Annotated in this window: 21 protein-coding genes; 8 read left to right on the forward strand and 13 right to left on the reverse strand. The window is 66.5% G+C overall.

Features of this window, described 5'->3' with window-relative positions; genetic code table 11:
- On the forward strand, positions 1–1,323 hold the full coding sequence (phoR, locus tag CR157_RS15225) for a phosphate regulon sensor histidine kinase PhoR (protein ID WP_110284366.1): 1,323 nt from the start codon (positions 1–3) through the stop codon (positions 1,321–1,323).
- A gap of 203 nt (positions 1,324–1,526) precedes the next feature.
- On the opposite strand, the gene merR is transcribed toward phoR, so the two are convergent.
- Entirely contained in the window at positions 1,527–1,961 is a 435-nt protein-coding gene (gene merR, locus CR157_RS15230) for an Hg(II)-responsive transcriptional regulator (RefSeq protein ID WP_110284367.1), read from the reverse strand.
- Between the two features lie 73 nt (positions 1,962–2,034).
- Here merR and merT point away from each other — a divergent pair, with 73 nt between their 5' ends.
- From merT to CR157_RS15255, 5 genes are all read left to right on the forward strand, one after another.
- On the forward strand, positions 2,035–2,385 hold the full coding sequence (gene merT, locus CR157_RS15235) for a mercuric ion transporter MerT (RefSeq protein WP_110284368.1): 351 nt from the start codon (positions 2,035–2,037) through the stop codon (positions 2,383–2,385).
- Between the two features lie 45 nt (positions 2,386–2,430).
- Positions 2,431–2,688, forward strand: coding sequence for a mercury resistance system transport protein MerF (gene merF / locus CR157_RS15240; RefSeq protein WP_110284369.1), 258 nt, complete (start codon positions 2,431–2,433; stop codon positions 2,686–2,688).
- The gene (gene merA / locus CR157_RS15245; RefSeq protein WP_110284370.1) at positions 2,681–4,096 is read left to right on the forward strand and encodes a mercury(II) reductase; all 1,416 of its coding nucleotides are present in this window, start codon (positions 2,681–2,683) and stop codon (positions 4,094–4,096) included. Before merF ends, merA begins: the two co-directional genes overlap by 8 nt.
- Before the next feature lie 79 nt (positions 4,097–4,175).
- A complete protein-coding gene (locus CR157_RS15250) occupies positions 4,176–4,388 on the forward strand; it encodes a hypothetical protein (RefSeq protein WP_258364191.1) in 213 nt (70 codons plus the stop codon).
- Between the two features lie 290 nt (positions 4,389–4,678).
- On the forward strand, positions 4,679–5,251 hold the full coding sequence (locus tag CR157_RS15255; RefSeq protein ID WP_258364192.1) for a TetR/AcrR family transcriptional regulator: 573 nt from the start codon (positions 4,679–4,681) through the stop codon (positions 5,249–5,251).
- A 123-nt stretch (positions 5,252–5,374) separates the two neighbouring features.
- On the opposite strand, the gene preA is transcribed toward CR157_RS15255, so the two are convergent.
- From preA to CR157_RS15275, 4 genes are read right to left on the reverse strand one after another with little or no spacing between them, the layout of a single operon-like run.
- The gene (gene preA / locus CR157_RS15260; RefSeq protein WP_110284372.1) at positions 5,375–6,691 is read right to left on the reverse strand and encodes an NAD-dependent dihydropyrimidine dehydrogenase subunit PreA; all 1,317 of its coding nucleotides are present in this window, start codon (positions 6,689–6,691) and stop codon (positions 5,375–5,377) included.
- On the reverse strand, positions 6,688–8,079 hold the full coding sequence (locus tag CR157_RS15265) for an NAD(P)-dependent oxidoreductase (protein ID WP_258364193.1): 1,392 nt from the start codon (positions 8,077–8,079) through the stop codon (positions 6,688–6,690). The genes preA and CR157_RS15265 overlap by 4 nt, the downstream gene beginning before the upstream one ends.
- 49 nt (positions 8,080–8,128) lie before the next feature.
- The gene (hydA, locus tag CR157_RS15270) at positions 8,129–9,571 is read right to left on the reverse strand and encodes a dihydropyrimidinase (RefSeq protein WP_110284373.1); all 1,443 of its coding nucleotides are present in this window, start codon (positions 9,569–9,571) and stop codon (positions 8,129–8,131) included.
- A gap of 48 nt (positions 9,572–9,619) precedes the next feature.
- Positions 9,620–10,486 carry a nitrilase-related carbon-nitrogen hydrolase gene (locus tag CR157_RS15275; RefSeq protein WP_110284374.1) on the reverse strand — a complete coding sequence of 289 codons (867 nt, stop codon included), beginning with the start codon at positions 10,484–10,486 and terminating at the stop codon, positions 9,620–9,622.
- A gap of 619 nt (positions 10,487–11,105) precedes the next feature.
- Here CR157_RS15275 and CR157_RS15280 point away from each other — a divergent pair.
- Positions 11,106–12,617, forward strand: a complete 1,512-nt coding sequence (locus tag CR157_RS15280; protein WP_110284375.1) for an NCS1 family nucleobase:cation symporter-1 — start codon at positions 11,106–11,108, stop codon at positions 12,615–12,617.
- Positions 12,618–12,674: 57 nt separating this feature from the next.
- Here the strand turns inward: CR157_RS15280 and CR157_RS15285 are convergent, their stop codons facing one another.
- The 7 genes from CR157_RS15285 to CR157_RS15315 all read right to left on the reverse strand — a co-directional run bounded on the left by CR157_RS15285 (position 12,675) and on the right by CR157_RS15315 (position 19,470).
- Positions 12,675–13,154: a copper chaperone PCu(A)C gene (locus CR157_RS15285; RefSeq protein WP_110284376.1), complete on the reverse strand. Its 480-nt coding sequence runs from the start codon at positions 13,152–13,154 to the stop codon at positions 12,675–12,677.
- A gap of 91 nt (positions 13,155–13,245) precedes the next feature.
- Positions 13,246–13,980 carry a sulfate transporter CysZ gene (cysZ, locus tag CR157_RS15290; RefSeq protein WP_110284377.1) on the reverse strand — a complete coding sequence of 245 codons (735 nt, stop codon included), beginning with the start codon at positions 13,978–13,980 and terminating at the stop codon, positions 13,246–13,248.
- A 95-nt stretch (positions 13,981–14,075) separates the two neighbouring features.
- On the reverse strand, positions 14,076–14,804 hold the full coding sequence (gene phoU / locus CR157_RS15295; RefSeq protein ID WP_110284378.1) for a phosphate signaling complex protein PhoU: 729 nt from the start codon (positions 14,802–14,804) through the stop codon (positions 14,076–14,078).
- 24 nt (positions 14,805–14,828) lie between these two features.
- Positions 14,829–15,644, reverse strand: coding sequence for a phosphate ABC transporter ATP-binding protein PstB (gene pstB, locus CR157_RS15300; protein WP_110284379.1), 816 nt, complete (start codon positions 15,642–15,644; stop codon positions 14,829–14,831).
- 36 nt (positions 15,645–15,680) lie between these two features.
- Complete coding sequence (gene pstA / locus CR157_RS15305; RefSeq protein WP_110284380.1) at positions 15,681–17,231, reverse strand: phosphate ABC transporter permease PstA; 1,551 nt, start codon at positions 17,229–17,231, stop codon at positions 15,681–15,683.
- Complete coding sequence (locus CR157_RS15310; RefSeq protein ID WP_110284600.1) at positions 17,231–18,460, reverse strand: ABC transporter permease subunit; 1,230 nt, start codon at positions 18,458–18,460, stop codon at positions 17,231–17,233. Before CR157_RS15310 ends, pstA begins: the two co-directional genes overlap by 1 nt.
- A gap of 65 nt (positions 18,461–18,525) precedes the next feature.
- Positions 18,526–19,470: a PstS family phosphate ABC transporter substrate-binding protein gene (locus CR157_RS15315; RefSeq protein WP_110284381.1), complete on the reverse strand. Its 945-nt coding sequence runs from the start codon at positions 19,468–19,470 to the stop codon at positions 18,526–18,528.
- A gap of 170 nt (positions 19,471–19,640) precedes the next feature.
- Between CR157_RS15315 and CR157_RS15320 the strand changes: the two genes are divergently transcribed.
- Entirely contained in the window at positions 19,641–20,048 is a 408-nt protein-coding gene (locus CR157_RS15320) for an acyl-CoA thioesterase (RefSeq protein ID WP_110284382.1), read from the forward strand.
- A gap of 62 nt (positions 20,049–20,110) precedes the next feature.
- Here the strand turns inward: CR157_RS15320 and CR157_RS15325 are convergent, their stop codons facing one another.
- Positions 20,111–21,199 carry a TRAP transporter substrate-binding protein gene (locus CR157_RS15325; protein ID WP_110284383.1) on the reverse strand — a complete coding sequence of 363 codons (1,089 nt, stop codon included), beginning with the start codon at positions 21,197–21,199 and terminating at the stop codon, positions 20,111–20,113.
- Positions 21,200–21,224: the final 25 nt, after the last annotated feature.

Consider the following 21,224-nt stretch of genomic DNA (forward strand, 5'->3'; position numbering starts at 1 on the left):
GTGCGCCTCTGGAGCCGTGAACTCTGGCGCCTGGGCCTGCTCGCCGGCCTCGGCGCCCTGGCAGGCTGGCCGCTCTCGGCCCCCGGGCTCGGTCTCGCCGTCGGCCTGGCCCTCTGCCTGCTCCACCACCTGCGCCGACTGCATGCCCTGCACGCCTGGCTGACCCACAATCCCCAGGCCGAGCCCCCCGCCGCCGGTGGCCTGTGGGGCGAGCTGTTCGACCGCCTCTACCGCTACCAGAAGGGCCAGCGCCTCACCCAGAGCCGGCTGCGCAGCACCCTCAAGCGCATCCAGGAATCCTCCGAGGCGATGCGCGACAGCGTGGTGATGCTCGACCGCCACGGCGACCTGGAGTGGTGGAACAGCGCTGCCGCGCGGATGCTCGGCCTGCAGGCCGCCCACGACCGCGGGCAGCACGTCACCAACCTGATCCGCGACCCGCGCTTCGTCGCCTACTTCAATGCCCGCGACTACCGCGACCCCCTGACCCTGCCCTCGCCCATCGACGAGCGGCTGATCCTGCAGTTCCAGATCACCCTCTACGGTGACGACGAGCGCCTGCTGATGGCCCGCGACATCACCCGCCTGCATCGCCTGGAACAGATGCGCCGCGACTTCGTGGCCAACGTCTCCCATGAGCTGCGCACGCCGCTGACCGTGCTGGCCGGCTACCTGGAGACCTTTTCGAGCTACGTTGCCGAGAACGGCGCCGACCGGTTGCCGCCGCGTTTCGCCCGCGGTCTTTCCCAGATGCAGGAGCAGACCACGCGCATGCAGAACCTGGTCAACGACCTGCTGCTGCTCTCGCGGCTGGAGATCGACCAGGGGGGCGACGACCACACGCCGCTGGCCATGGACGCACTGCTGGAGAGCGTGCGCCGCGATGCCGAGGCGCTCTCCGCCGGGCGCCAGCGGATCACGGTGGAGGTCGAGGAAGCCCGGCGGCTGATCGGCAGCGAGCAGGAGATCCGCAGCGCGATCTCCAACCTCGCCTTCAACGCCGTGCGCTACACCCCCCAGGGTTGCCAGGTCACCCTGCGCTGGAAGCCCCATCCCCAGGGCGCCTGCGTGGAGGTGGAGGACGACGGCGACGGCATCGACCCCGTGCACATCCCCCGGCTCACCGAGCGCTTCTACCGGGTCGACAAGGGGCGCAGCGCCGCCACCGGCGGTACCGGCCTGGGCCTGGCCATCGTCAAGCACGTGCTGCTGCGCCACGACGCCCGCCTGGAGATCGAGTCCCGTCCCGGCCGGGGCGCACGGTTCCGCTGTGTCTATCCAGCCGCCCGCCTGGCCGCGCCCGAGTCCGTCGCCTCGGCCTGAGCCTTTCGCGCATGGATTTCCAGACGTCAAAGGGTGTAAAGCATCCGGGCTCGTATCCCCTCGAATGAGTAGCCCCGGCTTCACGGTTCTTATCCTTGGCCAGGCGGTTAATGGCTTCGGTGAAGGCGTTGGTGATTCTGACCTCGGTAGCGAAAGAGGCCAGGATCTCTGGCTGAGTCGTTTATCGACTCACTGCCGATGGGTTACGCCCTTGGATCCCCCGCCTCGCCGAGACCTTCATGCAATGACGCAATCAGTGGGCAGGTGATGTTGCCTTCCTCTCTGTGGCAGCGGTGTACCATCTCGTCCAGCACCTGCTCGATACGCTGGAGACCTTCGATCTTCTTTCGCACATCCTCCAACTTGTGCTCGGCCAGGGTGCTGGCTTCCTGGCAATGGGTGCCATCCTCCAGGCGCAGCAACTCGGCCACCTCGTTGAGGCTGAAGCCCAACCGCTGCGCGGTTTTCACGAAGGTCAGGCGCGACACCTCGGCGGTACCGTAACGGCGGATACTGCCGTAGGGCCGGGCTGGCTCCGGCAGTAGCCCCCGACGCTGGTAATACCGGATTGTCTCGACATGCACGTTAGCCGCCTTGGCCAGGCCGCCGATGGTCAGAGAGTTCAATTCATTCTGCATGCGCCTTGACTCCGTATCTGACTACGGAAGTAACCTTATCTCAGTGAACAAGGTCATGAAAGGTGCAAGCGCAATGTCAACATCGAAATCGGGGCGGGGCCCCTTGGCCGCCGGAGGGATCGCGGCCCTCCTGGCCTCGGCCTGCTGTCTCGGCCCGCTGGTGCTGATCATGCTGGGCGTTTCCGGCGCCTGGATCGGCAACCTTGCTGCCCTGGAACCGTATCGCCCGCTCTTCATTGGCGTGGCGCTGGTGGCACTGTTCTTCGCCTGGCGACGGATCTTCCGGCCAGTGGAAAAGTGCCAGCCGGGTGAGCTTTGTGCCGTGCCACGCGTCAGGACGGGCTACAAGGTCATGTTCTGGATCGTGTCGCTACTGGTACTGACCGCGCTCGTCTTTCCCTACACCTTGCCGTGGTTCTATTGAGAGGAGGTTCCCCATGACAACAGCGGAAGCGGATCAGGAGTGACCATGAAGAACCCGAAAACCCTACTGCGCGTGAGCGTGATTGGCACCGTCCTGGTGGCGCTGTGCTGCTTTACGCCGATCCTGGTGATCCTGCTCGGCACGGTGGGCCTGGCGGCTCTGACCGGCTATCTCGACTATGTGCTACTGCCGGCCCTGGCCTTTTTCATCGGCCTGACCCTCTATGCGATTTGGCGCAAAAAGCAGTACGACGCCCGTTGTGCCAACAGCTCCAGCAAATCAAGGAATACCCCCCATGAGTGACGTCAAGAAGCTGCACATCGCGGTCATCGGCAGCGGCAGCGCCGCCATGGCGGCGGCCCTCAAAGCCGCCGAACGCGGCGCCCGCATCACCCTGATCGAACGCGGGACCCTCGGCGGCACCTGCGTCAATACCGGCTGTGTGCCCTCGAAGATCATGATTCGCGCCGCCCATATTGCCCACTTGCGCACGGCAAGTCCCTTCGATGCAGGCCTGAGCGCCCAGACGCCGGTGGTGGACCGGGCGCAGCTGCTCAGGCAACAGCAGGGGCGTGTCGAGGAACTGCGTGATGCCAAGTACGAGGGGATTCTGCGCGACCACCCGGCCATCACGGTCCTGCATGGCGAGGCCCGGTTCGTCGATGCCCAGCATCTGACGGTCAAGTTGAAGGAAGGCGGCGAGCAGACCGTCCGCTTCGATCGCGCCTTCATCGGCACCGGCGCCCGTCCGGCAGAACCGCCGGTGCCGGGGCTGGCCGACACCCCGTACTTGACCTCCACCAGCGCGCTGGCCCTGGACACCCTTCCCGAGCGGCTGATCGTGATCGGGGCCTCGGTGGTGGCCCTGGAACTGGCCCAGGCCTTCGCCCGGCTGGGCAGCCGGGTCACCCTGCTGGCCCGCAGCCGCCTGTTGTCTCGGGAAGACCCGACGGTGGGGGACGCGGTGGAGGCGGCGTTTCGCCGCGAGGGCATCGAGGTACTCAAGCAGACCCAGGCGAGCCGCGTGGACTACACCGACAATACCGACAATGAATTCAGTGTCGACACCAACGCCGGCACCTTGCGGGCGGATCAACTGCTGGTGGCCACCGGACGGACACCCAACACCGAGGCGCTGAACCTGGCGGGCATCGGCGTGGAAACCGCGCGTGGCGCGATTCTGGTGAATGAGCATCTGCAAACCACGGTGCCGGGACTCTATGCCGCCGGTGACTGCACCGATCAGCCGGAGTATGTCTACGTCGCCGCCGCCGGGGGCAGCCGAGCCGCCGTCAACATGACCGGCGGCGAGGCCACCCTGGACCTCAGTGCCATGCCGGCGGTGATCTTCACCGACCCCCAGGTGGCCACCGTCGGCCTGACGGAGGCCGAGGCACTCAAGCAGGGCTTCAGCGTGGAGACCCGCGTGCTCGATCTGGAGAACGTGCCGCGTGCGCTGGTGAATTTCGACACCGGTGGTTTCATCAAGATGGTGGCCGAACGCGACTCGGGGCGGTTGCTGGGCGTCCAGGCGGTGGCGGGGGAAGCCGGTGAGCTGATCCAGACCGCAGTGATGGCGCTGCGCGCCCGCATGACCGTGCAGGCCATCGGCGATGAGCTGTTTCCCTACCTGACCATGGTGGAAGGCCTCAAGCTCTGTGCCCAGACCTTCACCAAGGATGTCAAGCAGTTGTCCTGCTGTGCTGGATGAACCATATGAGCGCGACCGTGGTGCCGCATGGCGGCACCACCGGTTTGGTGAAGTACCTGTAATCTAGCAAGTGAGCATATTGAGCCAGCCATCATCCACCCAGGATGCCTCGATGGCGTCCCGGGCGAGCCGATCCTCGCTCAACCGCCACTACTGGATGCCGTTCAGCGCCAACCGTGACTTCCAAGCCCATCCGCGGGTGATCACCGGCGCCGAGGGCCGCTACTTCATCGACGACCGCGGGCGGCGGCTCTTCGATGCCGTGGCCACCACGTTGGACGCGCTGGCGTGACAGCGAGGCGGGGAACGCAGTCGATGCCCATCGTTCCCCACCCGTTCAACGCTGAAAGTACGTGCGGTTCGTATGATCCAGGGCAGTAGACGCCCCCGCTGTCGCTGTGGTGCCTACTTGTGTATGATCCGAGTATAGGCTTGTTTTTTATCGATTTTCCGAAAGAGCACATGGTTTGCCATGCGTAGGCGATCGGAGCGGATCGCCAGAGAAACACGGGATGGCTGCAAGGTACCCCCCAGATGGCAAGAAAACAGGATGAAATAAGGCGCCACAATCGGGGGAAAATCTTGCTTGCCGCCGAGCGCGTCTTCGCCGAGAGAGGCTACGCCGGGGCCTCGATGGGCGATATCGCCAGACTGGCCGAACTTCCCAAATCCAACGTGCACTACTACTTCGCCACCAAGGAAGTGCTCTATCGCGAGGTGCTGCTGGAGCTGCTGGAGGTCTGGAAGCAGGATGCGCTGTGCTTTGAACTCTACGACGACCCACGCATCGTGCTCTCGACCTATATCCGCGCCAAGATGATGCACTCCCGCAATCGCGCCCACGGCTCCAAGGTGTGGGCGGCAGAGGTGATGCAGGGTGCCCCGATCCTGCAGGAGCACCTGCGCGACAACCTCTACGAGTGGGCCAAGCTCAAGGAAGCCAAGATCCGCGAGTGGATCGAGGCGGGCGCGATCCTGCCGGTGGAGCCCTCCCATCTGCTCTACATGATCTGGGCCTCGACCCAGCACTACGCCGACTTCGATCACCAGATCGCCCTGCTCAACGACGACCGCCCCCTCGATGACATGCAGTTCGAGAAGGCGGTCCAGTCGGTGATCTCGGTGATACTGCGCGGTATCGGCCTGACCCCCTAGCAGCTGATTCGTTAAATAGCTCGCTATTCGCCTCATCAGATCGATAAACTTGACTCGAAATCCGTATTTCTCGCGACGATCGGTCAAGTCCGACAGGCTGCTGGGCGACGAGATCCGGTGTCGTCAGCCGGCCTGGCGGAAGGGATTGCGCGGGTCCTGATCCCAGCTCAGGTAGGGCTTGCCGGTTTCCTGGGGCAGCATGGTGATGCAGTCCTGCACCGGGCAGGTGATCTGGCACAGGTTGCAGCCCACGCACTCCTCCTCGATCACCTCGTAGCGCCGTGCCCCGCCGGCGTCGACCAGCTTGGCGATCGACTGGTGCGAGGTGTCCTCGCAGGCGATGTAGCAGCGACCGCACTGGATGCACGTGTCCTGGTCGATGTGGGCGATGGTCTGGAAGTTCATGTCGAGGTGCTTCCAGTCGGTGGTGTTGGCCACCGCCCTGCCGGAGAACGCCTCGATCGAGCGGTAGCCCTTCTCGGCCATCCAGCGCGACAGCCCGTCCTTCATCTCCTCGACGATGCGAAAGCCGTGCAGCATGGCGGCGGTGCACACCTGCACGCTGCCGGCGCCGAGCGCCACGAACTCCGCGGCATCGCGCCAGTTGGAGATGCCGCCGATGCCCGAGATCGGCAGGTCGCGGGTGGGGGCATCGCGGGCGATCTCGGCGACCATGTTCAGCGCGATGGGCTTGACCGCGCTGCCGCAGTAGCCGCCGTGGGTGCTCTGGCCGCCCACGGTGGGCCTGGCGACCATGGCGTCGAGGTCGAGGCTGGTGATCGAGTTGATGGTATTGATCAGCGACACCGCATCGGCCCCGCCGCGCAGGGCGGCCTGGGCGGCCACACGAATGTCGGTGATGTTGGGGGTCAGCTTGACGATCACCGGCTTGGCGTAATACTGCTTGCACCAGCGGGCGACCTGCTCGATCAGGTCGGGATTCTGGCCCACCGCGGCGCCCATGCCACGCTCGGGCATGCCGTGGGGACAGCCCAGGTTGAGCTCGATGCCGTCGGCCCCGGTGGCCTCCACCAGCGGCAGGATATGCTGCCACGCGGCCTCTTCACACGGGACCATGATCGACACGATCAGCGCGCGGTCCGGCCACGCCTGCTTGACCGCGGTGATCTCGCGCAGGTTGACCGCGAGCGAACGGTCGGTGATCAGCTCGATGTTGTTGAAGCCGAGCACCTCGCGGTTCCTGCCGAAGTGCGCCGAGTAGCGCGACGAGACGTTGACCGCGGGCGGATCCTCGCCGAGGGTCTTCCACACCACGCCGCCCCAGCCCGCCTCATAGGCGCGCACCACGTTGTAGGCCTTGTCGGTGGGGGGTGCCGAGGCCAGCCAGAAGGGGTTGGGGGCCTTGATACCGACGAAGTCGATGGAAAGATCGACGCCATTGACGAGCCCGGTGTCGGGCCCTTGGGGAAGAGTCGTCATGCGGCCTCCTGCTTGGCCAAGAGATCCTGGTGGATGGCATGGGCGGCGAGCTTGCCGTGCTGCACGGCCTGAACGGTGAGGTCCTGGCCGGGGGCCACGCAGTCGCCGCCGGCATAGACCCCCGGCAGCGAAGTGCGAAACGCCTCGTCGACCCGGATGCGCTCGCCGTCGCGGGCCAGCTCGCCGGCCGCCGGGTCGCTGAGGCTGTCGCCGTCGAAGCCCTGGCCGATGGCCCTGAACACGGCGTCGGCGGCGACCTCGAAGGTCTCGCCGGTACCGACCAGCCGTCCATCGGCGGCGCGGGTCTTCTCGAAGCGCATGCCGGCCACGCGCCCCCCGGCGTCGAGCAGCACTTCCACTGGCTTCGCCCAGGTCACCATGCGCACCCCGTTGGCCCTGGCGATCTCCTGCTCGTGGCCAGTGGCCGACATGGCCTCCACACCGCGGCGATAGACCAGGGCCACCTCGTCGGCACCCAACCGGGCCATCTGCGTCGCCATGTCGATGGCGGTGTTGCCGGCACCGATCACCACGCAGCGCCGGGCCAGTGGCAGCCGGGTCAGGTCGTCGGCCTGGCGCAACTCCTTGATATAATCCACCGCCGGCGCAAGGCCCGGGGCCTCCTCGCCGGTCAGCCCCAGCCGACGGCTGGTGCCCAGGCCGAGGCCCAGAAACACGCTGTCGTAGTCGGTGTGCAGTCGCGCCAGGCTCAGGTTATGGCCCAGCCGTTGACCATGACGGATCTCGATGCCACCGATCTCGAGCAGGAATTCCACCTCCTTGCGGGCGAAGTCATCGGTCATCTTGTAGCGGGCGATGCCGTACTCGTTGAGGCCACCGGGCTTGGCCTCGGCCTCGAAGATGGTCACCCGGTGGCCGAACATCGCCAGTCGGTGGGCACAGGCCAGGCCTGCCGGGCCGGCACCGACCACCGCCACATGGCGGCCGCTGTCGGCGGCGCGCTCGAACGGATGCGCGTCGAACTGCATATGGTCGGTGGCGTGGCGCTGCAGCAGGCCGATCAGTACCGGTTGGCACTCGGCGTCATGGTTGCGCACGCAGCTCCGCTCGCAGAGGATCTCGGTGGGACAGACCCGGGCGCAGCTGCCGCCGAGGATGTTCTGCTCGAGGATGGTGTGTGCGGCGCCATTGATATTGTGCTCGCTGATCTGGCGGATGAAGCGCGGGATATCGATGTCCGACGGGCAGGCCTCGATGCAGGGGGCGTCGTAGCAGTACAGGCAGCGCTCACTCTCGATGATTGCCTGGCGCTGGGTCAGCGGTGGATGCAGGTCGCTGAAATTGTCATCCAGCGCCTGGGGTGACATACCCGGGCGATCGGCGAGAGCATCGCCGACCCGGGGCAGATGGGTCAGGTCGTGATTCACGGTGGTTACCTCGTTGTTGTTGTGGGCCTGTCAGGGGCCGGCTATGCGTCTAGGGGCGTGTCACCGGCTTGGGCGCATTGAGCTCGGCGCGGCGTTCGAGCAGTTCATACACCCCCGGGTAGGCCGGACGCTCGAGGTAGCGACCCGCGCCACGCTCGGCGCGCAGCTCACCGTCGCGCCACACCCACTTGCCCTGGCTGACGGTGTGGCGCGGAATGCCGCGCACCGTCTTGCCCTCGAAGATGTTGAAGTCGACGTTCTGGTGGTGGGTCTCGGCCGAGATGGTGCGGGTTCCCGCGGGGTCCCATACCACCAGGTCGGCGTCGGCGCCCACCTGCACCGCCCCCTTGCGCGGGTAGAGGTTGAAGATCCTGGCGGTGTTGGTGGAGGTCAGGGCGACGAACTCCTGCATCGACAGCTTGCCGCCGTTCACGCCCTCCTCCCACAGCACCGCCATGCGATCCTCGACCCCGGCAGTCCCGTTGGGGATCCTGGTGAAGTCCTCGCGTCCGGCGGCCTTCTGCTCGGCGCAGAAGCAGCAGTGATCGGTGGCGGTGGTCTGCAGGTTGCCGGACTGCAGGCCGTGCCACAGCGCCTCCTGGTGGCCCTTGGGCCGGAACGGCGGGCTCATCACATGCGCCGCGGCGCGCCCCCAGTCGGTGTCGAGATAGACGCTGTCGTCGAGCACCAGGTGGCCGGCCAGGCACTCGCCGTAGACCGGGTGGCCCTGCTGGCGGGCATAGGCGATCTCGTCGACGGCGTCCCGGGTCGAGACGTGTACCAGGTAGATCGGCGCGCCCAGCGTGCTGGCGATACGGATCGCCCGGCTGGCGGCCTCGCCCTCGACCTGGGGCGGGCGCGACAGGGGGTGCGCCTCCGGCCCGGTCATCCCCTCGGCCAGCAGCTTCTGCTGCATGTGGTAGACCAGCTCGCCGTTCTCGGCATGCACGGTGGGCACCGCGCCGAGTTCCAGACAGCGCGAGAAGCTCTCCACCAGGATGTCGTCGGTGGCCATGATCGCGCCCTTGTAGGCCATGAAGTGCTTGAAGCTGTTGACGCCGTGCTCGCGTACCAGGGTGCCCATCTCCTCCCTGACGCTGTCGTCCCACCAGGTGATGGCGACGTGGAAGGCGAAGTCGGCGGCAGCCTTCTCGGCCCAGCCCTGCCAGGTCTCGAAGGCCTCCAGCAGCGACTGCCCGGGGCTCGGGATCACGAAGTCGATGATCGAGGTGGTGCCGCCGGCCAGGGCGGCGGCGGTGCCGGTATAGAAGTCCTCGCTGGCCACGGTGCCCATGAACGGCAGCTGCATATGGGTGTGGGGGTCGATGCCGCCGGGCATCACATACATGCCGCCGGCGTCGATCACCTCGCAGCCTGCCGGGGTGTCGAGGTCGGCGCCGATGGCCTGGATCTTGCCGTCGTCGCAGAGGATATCGGCGCGGTAGGTGTCGCTATCGGTGACCACGGTGCCACCGCGAATCAAGAGGGTCATGGTGGTTCTCGCTCGATTGTCGTTGAGGTTGAGGTACTAGCCGTCGAGTCATTCCCCGTCGGTCAGGCGCGCATAGGCCTCCGGCCGTCGGTCGCGGAAGAACTGCCAGTTGTTGCGCACCTCGCGGACCATCTCGAGGTCGATCTCGTGAATCAGCAGTTCGTCGTCCTTGTCGCTGGCCTGGGCCTCGATCTGGCCGCGGGGATTGACGATGTAGCTCGAGCCGTAGAATTCGCCGATGTTCCAGGGGGCCTCGGTGCCGACGCGGTTGATGGCGGCGATGAAGCAGCCGTTGGCGGCGGCCGAGGCGGGCTGTTCGAGTTCCCACAGGTATTGGGAGAGCCCTGCCACCGTCGCCGAGGGGTTGAAGATCACCTCGGCACCGTTGAGGGCCAGGGCACGCCAGCCCTCGGGGAAGTGGCGGTCGTAGCAGATATAGACGCCGAGCTTGCCGTAGGCGGTGTCGAATACCGGCCACTCGGACCTGCCGGGCTTGAAGTAGAACTTCTCCCAGAAGCCGGCGACCTGGGGGATATGGGTCTTGTGGTACTTGCCCAGGTAGCTGCCGTCGGCATCGAACACCGCGGCGGTGTTGTAGTAGACGCCGGTCACCGTCTCCTCGTAGATCGGCACGATCATTACCATGCGGTGCTCGGCGGCGAGCTTTTGCATCATCCGGCAGGTCGGGCCCTCGGGCACGCGCTCGGCGGCGGCGTACCACTTGGGGTCCTGGCTGGGACAGAAATAGGGCTGGTTGAAGACTTCCTGGAAGCACAGCACCTGTACACCGGCATCGGCGGCCCGCTGGATCAGCGGCAGGTGGGCCTCGTTCATGGCATCGCGAATCGCCTCCGGCTCAAGGTCGGTACTGGCCTTGAGACCCATCTGGATCAGGCCGATTTTCATCTTCTGCATGGTGACTCACCCGAATCGTAGTTGTTGTCGGACCCATGAGGACCGGAAGGTGGACCTCACGAACCCCTGATGGAACGGCTGGGCTAAAAAAAGCTGTCTAGTGAGACAGCTTTTTGAAACTAGACCCTTGCCGGGGACTCCTGCAAGTCATTTTTTTCCTTTCGCTATACTTTACTTCAAGCCATTGTATTAAAAGATAAATTCTGGATTTCTGCGGTCCCCTTCACCAAGCGGGTGAGCGGCTGCACCAGCATGAAGCCCTGTCAAATGCTCCATAAATCAAAATAAAAACATATAGTTAAACAAAATAACCGGCGGTTTTACTTAGACGGCTAACAGATCTTGAACCATGATGAAAACTGACTAGCCTGTCATGAAGCGTGAAAACATCCACGGTATCGGGAACCGTCATGGAGGCCTTACGGCCTTCTAAATTGCTGTCGATATCGTCAGTTTTTTCTGGAAATCATCGAGTTGCTGCCCATGCCCGAAGGAAGAGCGAAGGGTACCGTGACGCCCTGGCTTCGCCTTGGCAGCAATTGGGCACGCTTATTGCCTCGCGTTTGGCACGGTCGCCAGCCAGGCATGGTGAAATCATCCAGTGACGAGGAGAACAACAATGACCGCCAAGTCATCGAAGATGTTGGACAAGCAAGGCCTGATCGAGCTCGAGGAGGGCGATGACATCCGCGACAGCCCGCGCTTCAATGCCGATATCGCCCCGACCAAGGCGCATGAACGCACCTGGTCGAAATGGAACATTGCCGCCCTGTGGGTGGGAATGTCGATCTGTGTGCCGACCTATACCCTGGGCGGGGTGCTGACCGCCTACTTCGGCCTCAGCGTGGGCGAGGCGCTGTTCGCGATCCTGCTCGCCAACGTGATCGTGCTGATCCCCCTGACCCTCAATGCCTTTCCCGGCACCAGGTTCGGCATCCCCTTTCCGGTGGTGCTGCGCTCGTCGTTCGGCATCCTCGGCTCGAATGTGCCGTGCCTGATCCGGGCGCTGGTCGGCTGCGGCTGGTTCGGCGTACAGACCATGTTCGGGGGCCTGGCCATTCACCTGCTGCTCTCGGCGATCTTCCCCCCCTGGCGGGCGCTGGGGGGCGTCGGCGAAGTGATCGGCTTCTTCGTCTTCGGGGCCATGAACCTCTACGTGGTGATTCGCGGCGCCGAATCGATCAAGTGGCTGGAGACGCTGGCGGCCCCGCTGCTGCTGGCGGTGGGTGTCGGCTTGATGTTCTGGGCCTGGCCGCACATGTCGATGACCGAGCTGTTGGCGCAGCCACCATCACGCCCCGAGGGGGCGCCGGTCTATGGCTATTTCTTCGCCGGGCTGACCGCCATGGTCGGTTTCTGGGCCACGCTGTCGCTGAACATTCCCGATTTCAGCCGCTTCGCCCGAAGCCAGAAGGACCAGATCGTCGGCCAGGTACTGGGCCTGCCGCTGACCATGTTCTTCTTCGCCGCCCTGGGGGTGGTGATGACCGCCGCCTCGGCGTCGCTGGTGGGCCAGACCGTCGCCGACCCGGTCAACCTGATCGGCATGATCGACAATCCGTTCTGGGTGAGCATCGCCATGGTCCTGATCATCGTGGCGACCCTGTCCACCAACACGGCGGCCAATATCGTCTCGCCGACCAACGATTTCCAGAACGTGGCGCCGAAGCTGGTCGACCACACCCGTGGGGTGCTGATCACCGGCCTGGTGGGGGTGCTGCTGATGGGCTACGACCTGCTCCAGAAGGCCGGCATCATCGCCTCCGGCGTCTCGCTGGAAAGCATGTATTCCAATTGGCTACTGGGGTATTCCAGCCTGCTGGGGCCGATCGCCGGGATCATGGCGGTGGACTATTTCCTGATCAAGCGCCAGCAGCTCGACGTGCCGAGCCTGTATCGGGATGGGCAGGCCTACCCGGCCGTCAATGTCGCTGGCTTCATCGCCTTCGGCATTCCGGTGACGCTGACCCTTTTGTCGCTGACCACCGGCACCCTGTACTGGTTCTACGACTACGGCTGGTTCACCGGCTCGATCCTCGGGGCGGTCATCTACTACGTGGCCAGCCTGTTGCTGTCACCGCTACCGGCCGTCACCGCGGCCACCGGCATCGAGATCGACAAGCTGCCCTGACCCCTGGGCCATCGAGCTTCCCTGCCCCGCGGCGTCTCGCCGCGGGGCAGATCCGCCTCAATGATGGTGATCCGCGGCGTCCTCGCTGCCCTCCCCGGCGCTCTGTACCCAGACCTCCACCTCGATCTCGCCGCGCTCGGCGAACTCCAGGGTCAGGGGGAAGCGATCGCCGTCGTTGAGGGGGGCGACGAGGTCAAACAACATCAGGTGGTAGCCACCGCCGGGACGCATGGTCTGGAGGGTGCCGGCGGGGATATCGATCCGTTCGACCCGGCGCATCTGCATCACGCCGTCGTCCATGGCCATGTCGTGCAGTTCGACCGTCTCGCTCGCCGGGCTGCGGGCCCCCACCAGCACGGCGGGCTCGCTGCCGTCGACGCGGATGTCCACGTAGGCCGCGGCGTGGGGCACGCTGGGCGGGGCCGGGGTGGCGAAGGGATGGCTGACCCGCACATCGTCCAGCGGGTAGTCGTGGGCCAGGGCGGTGGCGGAGAACACCAGGCCGGCGGCGAACATCAGGGAAGCACGAAGCGGCATGTAGCGGTTTCCTTGTCGGCTGCATGAGGGAAAGAAGGGGTAAGGGGCGAACATCGTCGCCTACAGCATAGCAGCCGCCCCCCTGGCCCGGTCAGCGCGGGGCGGGGACCGACTCCAGGCCGCGGTAGTGCCGCTCCCACATCAGCACCGCGCCGGCCACGGCGCCGGGCAGCAGGAAGAGGTTGGCCAGCGGGATCCAGGTGATCAGGGTCACCCAGCCGCCGTAGTTCAGCGTCGGCCACCAGCGGGCGGCGAGACGGCGGCGCATGTCGGCGAAGCTCACCTTGTTGTTGTCCATGGGATAGTCGAGGTAGGTGATGGCCATGATCCAGGCCGAGAAGGCCAACCACAGCAAGGGGGCGACCAGGTTGAGCAGCGGGATCCAACTGATCACGAACAGCAGCGCCATCCGCGGCAGGATGTAGGCCAGCTTGACCAGCTCGCGGCCCAGGGCGTCCACCGCGGTCCGGAGCAGGCCACGGTCGTCCAGCGGCGGCCGGCCGGTGGCGACCACCTCGACCTTCGCCGCCAGGAAGCCGTAGAAGGGCGCGGCGATCAGGTGGGTCACCAGGGTGAAGGTGAAGAACACGATCAGCACCAGGCTGATCACGAACAGCGGCCAGATCAGCCAGGAGAGCCAGGTGAGCCACCCCGGCACCATGGCCATCCAGCCGTCGAGCCAGGCCCCGAAGTTGGCCAGCACGTAATGCAGCATGGCCGCATAGACCAGCAGGTTGACGGCGATGGGCACGAAGACGTAGCGGCGCAGGCCGCGGCCATAGACCAGGCGGGTACCGCGGGAAAGGGCCGAGAAGGCATCGAGCATGAGGGGTCCTCGCAGGCAGCAGCGCACTCAACAACACGGCAGGCCACCGCCGGGGGCGGTGGCCCGCGTCATTGACGGCCAAACCGGCCTGCCGGTCAACCCTTGCCGGTCAGCGACTGCTCGTCGAGCTCGTCCGGGTCGGTGTGACGGATGTCGAGCCCCTTGACCAGGTAGACCACGTACTCGGCCAGGTTGTTGGCATGGTCGCCGATGCGCTCCAGGGCCCGCAGGATCCACATCACGCTGAGCACCGGCGAGATCACCCGGGCATCCTCCATCATGAAGGTCATCAGCGAGCGCATGGCACTCTGGTACTCGCTGTCCACCTGCTCGTCCTCGTGGACCACCTGGAGGGCCAGCTCGGTATCGAAACGGGCGAAGGACGTCAGGGCGTCACGCACCATCTTGCGCACATGCTCGCTGATCAGCCTCACCTCGACGAAGCCGCGGGAGCCGTTGTCGGCTTCCACCAAGCCGATGGCGTTGCGGGCGATCTTGCTGGCCTCGTCGCCGATGCGCTCGAGGTCCGAGGCGGCGCGGATCACCGCCAGCACCAGGCGCAGGTCGGACGCCGCCGGCTGACGGCGGGCCAGCACCCGGGTGCACTCCTCGTCGAGGCGAATCTGCATCTCGTTGACCTGATTGTCGTTGTCGACCACCCGCTCGGCCAGGCGGGTATCGCCGTCGAGCAGGGCGGTGACCGCATCCTGGACCTGCTTCTCGACCAGACCGCCCATGGCCATCAGGTGGGTCTTGAGTTCCTCGAGCTCCTGGTTGAACTGCCGGGAGATATGCTGGCTGTGGGTATCGCTGGTGATGTCCATGGGACTCTCCTCGGGGGCAGGGCGTCAGGCCATGCGCCCGGTAATGTAGTTCTCGGTACGCCGCAGGCGCGGATTGGTGAACAGGGTATCGGTGGGGCCGTACTCCACCAGTTCCCCCTCCTGCAGGAAGGCGGTGTAGTCGGAGACCCGCGCGGCCTGCTGCATGTTGTGGGTGACCAGCACCAGGGTCAGCTGTGACTTCAGGTTGCGGATCAGCTCCTCGATCTTCAAGGTCGAGATGGGGTCCAGGGCCGAGGCCGGCTCGTCGAGCAGCAGCACCTCGGGCCTGACCGCCAGGGTCCGGGCGATCACCAGGCGCTGCTGCTGGCCGCCGGAAAGCGACCAGGCCGAGGCCCTCAGGCGATCCTTCACCTCGTGCCAGAGTGCCGCCGAGGTCAGCGCCCACTCGACCACGTCGTCCATCTGGCGCCGGCGCATGCCCCCCAGCAGGCGCAGGCCGAAGGCCACGTTGTCGTAGATCGACATCGGGAAGGGGTTGGGCACCTGGAACACCATGCCCACCCGCCGCCGCAGCTCGGCCACGGCCACCTCCGGGTCGTGGATGTCACGCCCCTCGAGCAGCACCTTCCCCTCGTGGCTGACCTCCTCGTTGAGGTCATGGAGGCGATTGAGTGCCCGCAGCAGGGTCGACTTGCCGCAGCCCGAGGGACCGATGAAGGCCGTCACCCGATGCCGCGGCACACGCAGGGTCAAGCCGCGCAGCGCCGGCTTGTCGCCATAGGCGAGGCTCAGGTCCTCGATCTCCAGGCAGCTTGCCTCGCGGTGAAAGTCGATGATCGGACCGGAACCGGTCGATCGCGGCTGCACAAGCACGGACATCGAGGTCACTCCTTCCGGCACCACGGCGCTCGATGATTAGACACGCGGCAGCGCTCCATGACGCACCTTCAGATGATGCCGCAGAAATATTGCAGTCAGGTTAAGTACCAGGATCACCAGCACCAGCAGCAGCGCCGTGGCATAGACCAGTGGCAAGGCGGCCTGGACATCGCCGCCATGGAAGGCCGTGTCGAAGATGTGGTAGCCCAGGTGCATGAACTTCCTTTCAAGATGCAGGAAGGGAAAGTCACCGTCCACCGGTACCTGGGGCGCCAGCTTGGCCACCCCCACCAGCATCAGGGGCGCCACCTCACCGGCGGCCCTGGCCACCGCCAGGATCAACCCGGTGAGCATCGCCGGCGTCGCCATGGGCAGCACCACCCGGGTCAGCATCTCCAGGCGGGTGGCCCCCAGGGCCAGGGCGCCCTCGCGCTGCTGGTCGGGGATACGCGCCAGCCCCTCCTCGGTGGCCACGATGACCACCGGCAGGGTCAGCAGCGCCAGGGTCAGCGAGGCCCACAGCAGGCCCCCGGTGCCAAAGGTCGGCGAGGGCAGCGCCTCCTCGAAGAACCAGGCGTCCAGGGAACCGCCGATGCCATGGACGAATACCCCCAGGCCGAAGACACCATAGACGATCGACGGCACCCCGGCCAGGTTGCGCACGGCGATGCGGACCAGCCGGGTAAAGCGTCCCTGGTGCGCCACCTCGTTGAGATAGATCGCCGCCAGCACGCCGAAGGGGGTGACCAGCACCGACATCAGCAGCACCATCAGCACGGTGCCGAAGATCGCCGGCCAGACGCCGCCGGCGGTATTCGCCGCCCGCGGCCCCTCGGCGAGGAAGCGCCAGACGCCCTGTCCCCAGGCGGCGAGCTTCTCGACCGGCGACATGGCATTGGGCCGCCAGGCACGCACCACCTCCACCAGCGGCTGCTCCAGCCGTCGCCCGTCGGCACTCTCCAGCACCAGGCGATCACGGCCCATCTCGGCCCGGAGCTCGCGCAGTTGGGCATTGGCCCGGGCCAGGTCACGGCTCGCCTCGGCGTCGGGGCCGGTCGCCAGTCGTGCCGCCAGCGGCATGATCGTCTTCCGGCGCAGCCTGGCCTGTTCATCACGCAGTACCTCCAGCTCGACGAGTCGCGCCTGTAGCACCGTCCAGGCCGATTTCCCCTCACCCAGCGGGCGTCCGTCGCGCTCCACCGCCATCAGCCGGCCGATGAAATCCCCCCAGCGGCGACGCTCCAGCACCACCAGCTCATCCGGGTAGCCCACGTCGGCGATCGTCTCCAGCGCCACCCAGGTCCAGATGCCATCGTCCAGATCCCGATTGGCGGTGCGATAGAGCCGCTCGCGTCCACGGGTCCCGCTGCCCTCCGCCCCTGGCAGCCGCGCCTCCTTCACCGCCTCGCCGGCCAGCCAGCGGCCATTCTCGAGCTCGACCAGCGCCACCGGCGCCGGCCAGAAATGGCCCAGGCCACGCCCGGCCAGCAACACCAGCAGGGCGCCCAGCATCAGCAACGACAGCGCTACGCTGCCTGCCGCCAGCCAGGGCCAGGGGCCCTCGCCCCGGGTCAGGTCATGGGACATCATGGCGCGCCGCCCAGGCGCCGATAGCGATGTCGCAGCCGAGCGCGCACCACCTCGGCCAGGGTGTTGACCAGGAAGGTGAAGACGAACAGCGCCAGCGCCGCCAGCAGCAGCAGCCGGTAGTGAGTCCCGCCGAACGCGGCCTCGGGCAGCTCGATGGCGATGCTGGCGGCCATCGAGCGCATGCCGTCGAAGGGGCTCAGGGTCATCAGCGCGGTATTGCCGCTGGCCATCAGCACGATCATGGTCTCGCCCACCGCCCGGCCGGCGCCGATCATCACCGCCGAGAAGACCCCGGGACTGGCGGCGGGCAGTACCACCTTCCACAGGGTCTGCCAGCGGGTCGCGCCCATCGCCTGAGCTCCTTCGCCGAGGCTTCCCGGGACCCCGGACAGCGCGTCCTCGGCCAGGGCGTAGACGCTCGGCATCACCGCGAAGCCCATGGCCAGTCCGACGATCATGGCATTGCGGCTGGCATAATCGAGCCCCAGGCGGAGCTCCAGCCAGCCACGCAGGTCGCCGCCGAACCAGCCGGCCTCCAGCCAGGGGGCGAGGCCCAGCGCCGCGGCCACCAGCAGCAACAGCCAGGGCACCAGCCAGAGCCCGGCCCAGCCCAGCGGCAGGCAGCGGCGCAGCCGCACCGGCAGCCGTGTCCAGCCCCAGCCGGCGATCAGCACCCCCGGGGGCAACAGCACCACCAGCGCCAGGGCCCCGGCCAGGTGCCGCTCCACCCAGGGGGCCAGCACCAGACCGGCGATGAAGCCGATCACCACGCCGGGCAACGCCTCCATCAGCTCCAGGGTGGGCTTGATGCGGCTACGCAGGCGCCGCGACATGAACATGGCGGAGTGAATCGCCGCCCCCAGCGCCAGCGGCACGGCGATCACCAGTGCCCAGGCCGCCGCCTTGAGGGTGCCCCAGACCAGCGGGGTCATGCCGTATTGCGGACGCTCCTCCGCCGAGGTCACCGTGGGCTGCCAGCGATGCTGGGGCGCGTCGTAGCCCTCGTAGGATTGCGGCAACCACAGCGCCCGCCAGCTCACCTCGTGGCCGGTGTCCGTCGGGGTGGACCAGAACAGCGGCACCACCTCCACCACCAGGAAGACCCCGATGGCCAGGAGGGCGGCGATCACCCCGATGCCACCGGCGGTGATCAGCGCGGTGGCCAGATGATCACGGCCCCGGCGCAGGCGCTGTCGCAGATGCAGTGACGGGGAGGGGTCGCTCATGGCCATGGCCTTCGAGGAGTTGCACCAGCAAAATACGACAGAATCATGACACTCGCGTGACAGGGTCAGGGGGTCTCGTGCAATCCCAGGCGTCGGCGCTGGCGTTCCAGGGTCGCCTGGGGCAGGGCGACGAAACCGAGCTCGACGACCGTTTCCTGTCCTTCGGGCGAGAGGATCAGCTCGACGAAGGCTCGTTCGGGGCCGGGCAGCGCCTCGCCCGGTGGCAGGTTGAGATAGAGGTAGAGGGTCCGGGAGAGGGGGTAGTCGCCCTGGCGAACGCGCTCGGGGTCCGGCCGGACCGCCCTGCCCTCGGCATCGACCAGCGGCAGGGCGCGAACCCCCGCCGTGAGGTGATTGCGCCCGGCATAGCCGATGGCGCGCGGCGACGCCGCCACCGCCGCCACCACCGCCGCCGACCCGGGATGCTCGTCGAGGCGGGCCCGGTAGTCGCCGTTGCACAGGGCGCGCTGCCTGAACAGCCCGTAGGTGCCCGAGGCGGCATTGCGCCCATGCAGGGCGAGCCGCCCCCTCGGACGCTCGATGCCCAGCTCGCGCCAGCGGGTGATGGCATGCCCGCCACCGCAGCGACGCGTCGCGGAGAAGATCCCGTCCAGCTCCGCCAGGCTCAGCTGCGTCAACGGGTTGTGGCGATGCACGATTACCACCAGGGCGTCCCGAGCGACCTCGATCTCCACCGGGGGGTAGCCATGGCGCTCGATGAAGTCGCGGCGCTCGGTGTCGGACATGGCACGGGACATGGGGCCCAGCCGCGTCGTGCCGGCCACCAGTGCCGGCGGGGCACTGGCCGAGCCGCTGGCCTGCAGCTGCAGCCGGATGCCGGGATGCCGGTCGGTGAGCTGTTCCCCCCAGCGCAGCATCAGCCCGGCCAGGGTATCCGACCCGACCGCGCCCAGGCTGCCCACCACCTCGTCGGCCATGGCCACGGGCATCGCCAGCATCAGTATCAGGGCACCCAGCCAGCGGCGTCGTGCCTTCCCGCCTCGTTGCATGCTGTCTCCCCCGAGAAACGCCCCCCTGGGGCGAGTCATGATGTTGCAATACTGGTGACGGAGCATGTCCAGCGTATACCATGCCGCTGTTGTCCGGCCTACTCCGGCAACAGGCCCCACGGCATTTCACGACAGGATTTCACAACAACAAGTCAGGCAGACGCCCCATCATGACCGAACTCGATGATGTACCCGCCCCCCAGGGCCAGCTGACCCTCAAGCTGCTGGCGAGCCGCCAGGACACCAATCTCCATGGCGATATCGCCGGTGGCTGGCTGGTGGCCCTCATGGACCAGGCCGCCGAGCTGGCCGCCGGCCGCGAGGCCTGCGGCCGCACCGCCACCGTGGCCATCGAGGCCATGGACTTCCTCTGCCCGGTGCGCGTCGGCTCGATAGTCAACATCTTCACCGCCGTGCGCGAAATCGGCCACAGCTCGATCAAGATCGACGTGGAGGTGTGGATCCGCGCGCCCCAGGAGCGCGACCCGGACGAGCTGCACAAGGTCACCGAGGCCCGCTTCGTGATGGTGGCACTGGACGACAACGGCCGCATCCGCGCCGTGCGCCAGAACGACTGACACCGCCGTGACCGACATGGGCGCCACCAGGGCGCCCATGAACGCGTCCGACGAGCCGGGGATCAGGCCCCTACCGCTTCGCGCCCTTTCAGGTAGGCGTACTCGCCCACGTCGCTGAACGGCCGCACCAGCTTCTGGAAGGCCAGGTAGGATTCGTACACCTTGGCCGAATCCGGATCGCTGTCGACCTGCGCCTGGATCGCCGCCTTGGAAGAGTCATAGAGCGCCGCCATGACGTCATCCGGGAAGGAGCGCAGCTGCACCTCGTGTTCGTTGACCAGGGTGTCCAGGGCCTGGGCATTGCGATAGGCGAACTCGCTGACCATCGCCAGGTTGGCGGCCATGGCGGCCTCGCGCACCACGTCCTTGAGGTCGTCGGGCAGGGCGTTCCAGGCATCCAGGTTGACCGTGCCTTCCAGGATCGCACTGGGCTCGTTCCAGGCCGAGGTGTAGTAGTAGTCGGCCACCTGATGCAGGCCGAAGGCCAGGTCGTTGTAGGGACCGACCCAGTCGGCGGCGTCGAGCACGCCGGTCTGCATGGAGGTGAAGATCTCGCCACCGGGCATGTTCACCGTGGTGACGCCGATGCCGTTCATCGCCTCGCCGGCCAGTCCCGGCAACCGCAGCTTGAGGCCCTGCATGTCCTCGAGGGAGTTGATCTCCTTCTTGAACCAGCCGGCCATCTGGGTACCGGTGTTGCCCACCGGGAACGGCTTGAGATTGTGCTTGGCGTAGACCTCGTCCCACAGTTCCTGACCACCCCCGTGGTAGAGCCAGGCATTGGTCTCGGTGGTGTTCATGCCGAAGGGCACGGCAGTGAAGAACTGGGAGGCCGCGACCTTGCCGCGCCAGTAGTAGGAAGCGGAGTGCCCCATCTCGGCGGTGCCGGCGGCCACCGCATCGAATACCTCCAGGGCGGGCACCAGCTCGCCGGCACCGTGCACGCGAATGCGCATGCGACCGTTGGAGAGCTTCTCGATGCGCTCGGCGAAGTCGTTGGCACCGGTCCCCAGGGCGGGAAAGTTCTTCGGCCAGGAGGTCACCATGTCCCAGGTGATGGTCTCCTGGGCCTTGGCGGTGGAGACGAAGGGCGCGGCGACGGCGCCGGCGGCACCGATGCTGGCGGTCTTGAGGAATCTACGACGCTGCATGACGGGCATGACTCCGAGGTGATTG

Source organism: Halomonas sp. LBP4 (assembly GCF_003202205.1).
In the GTDB taxonomy this organism is placed as follows: domain Bacteria; phylum Pseudomonadota; class Gammaproteobacteria; order Pseudomonadales; family Halomonadaceae; genus Halomonas; species Halomonas flagellata.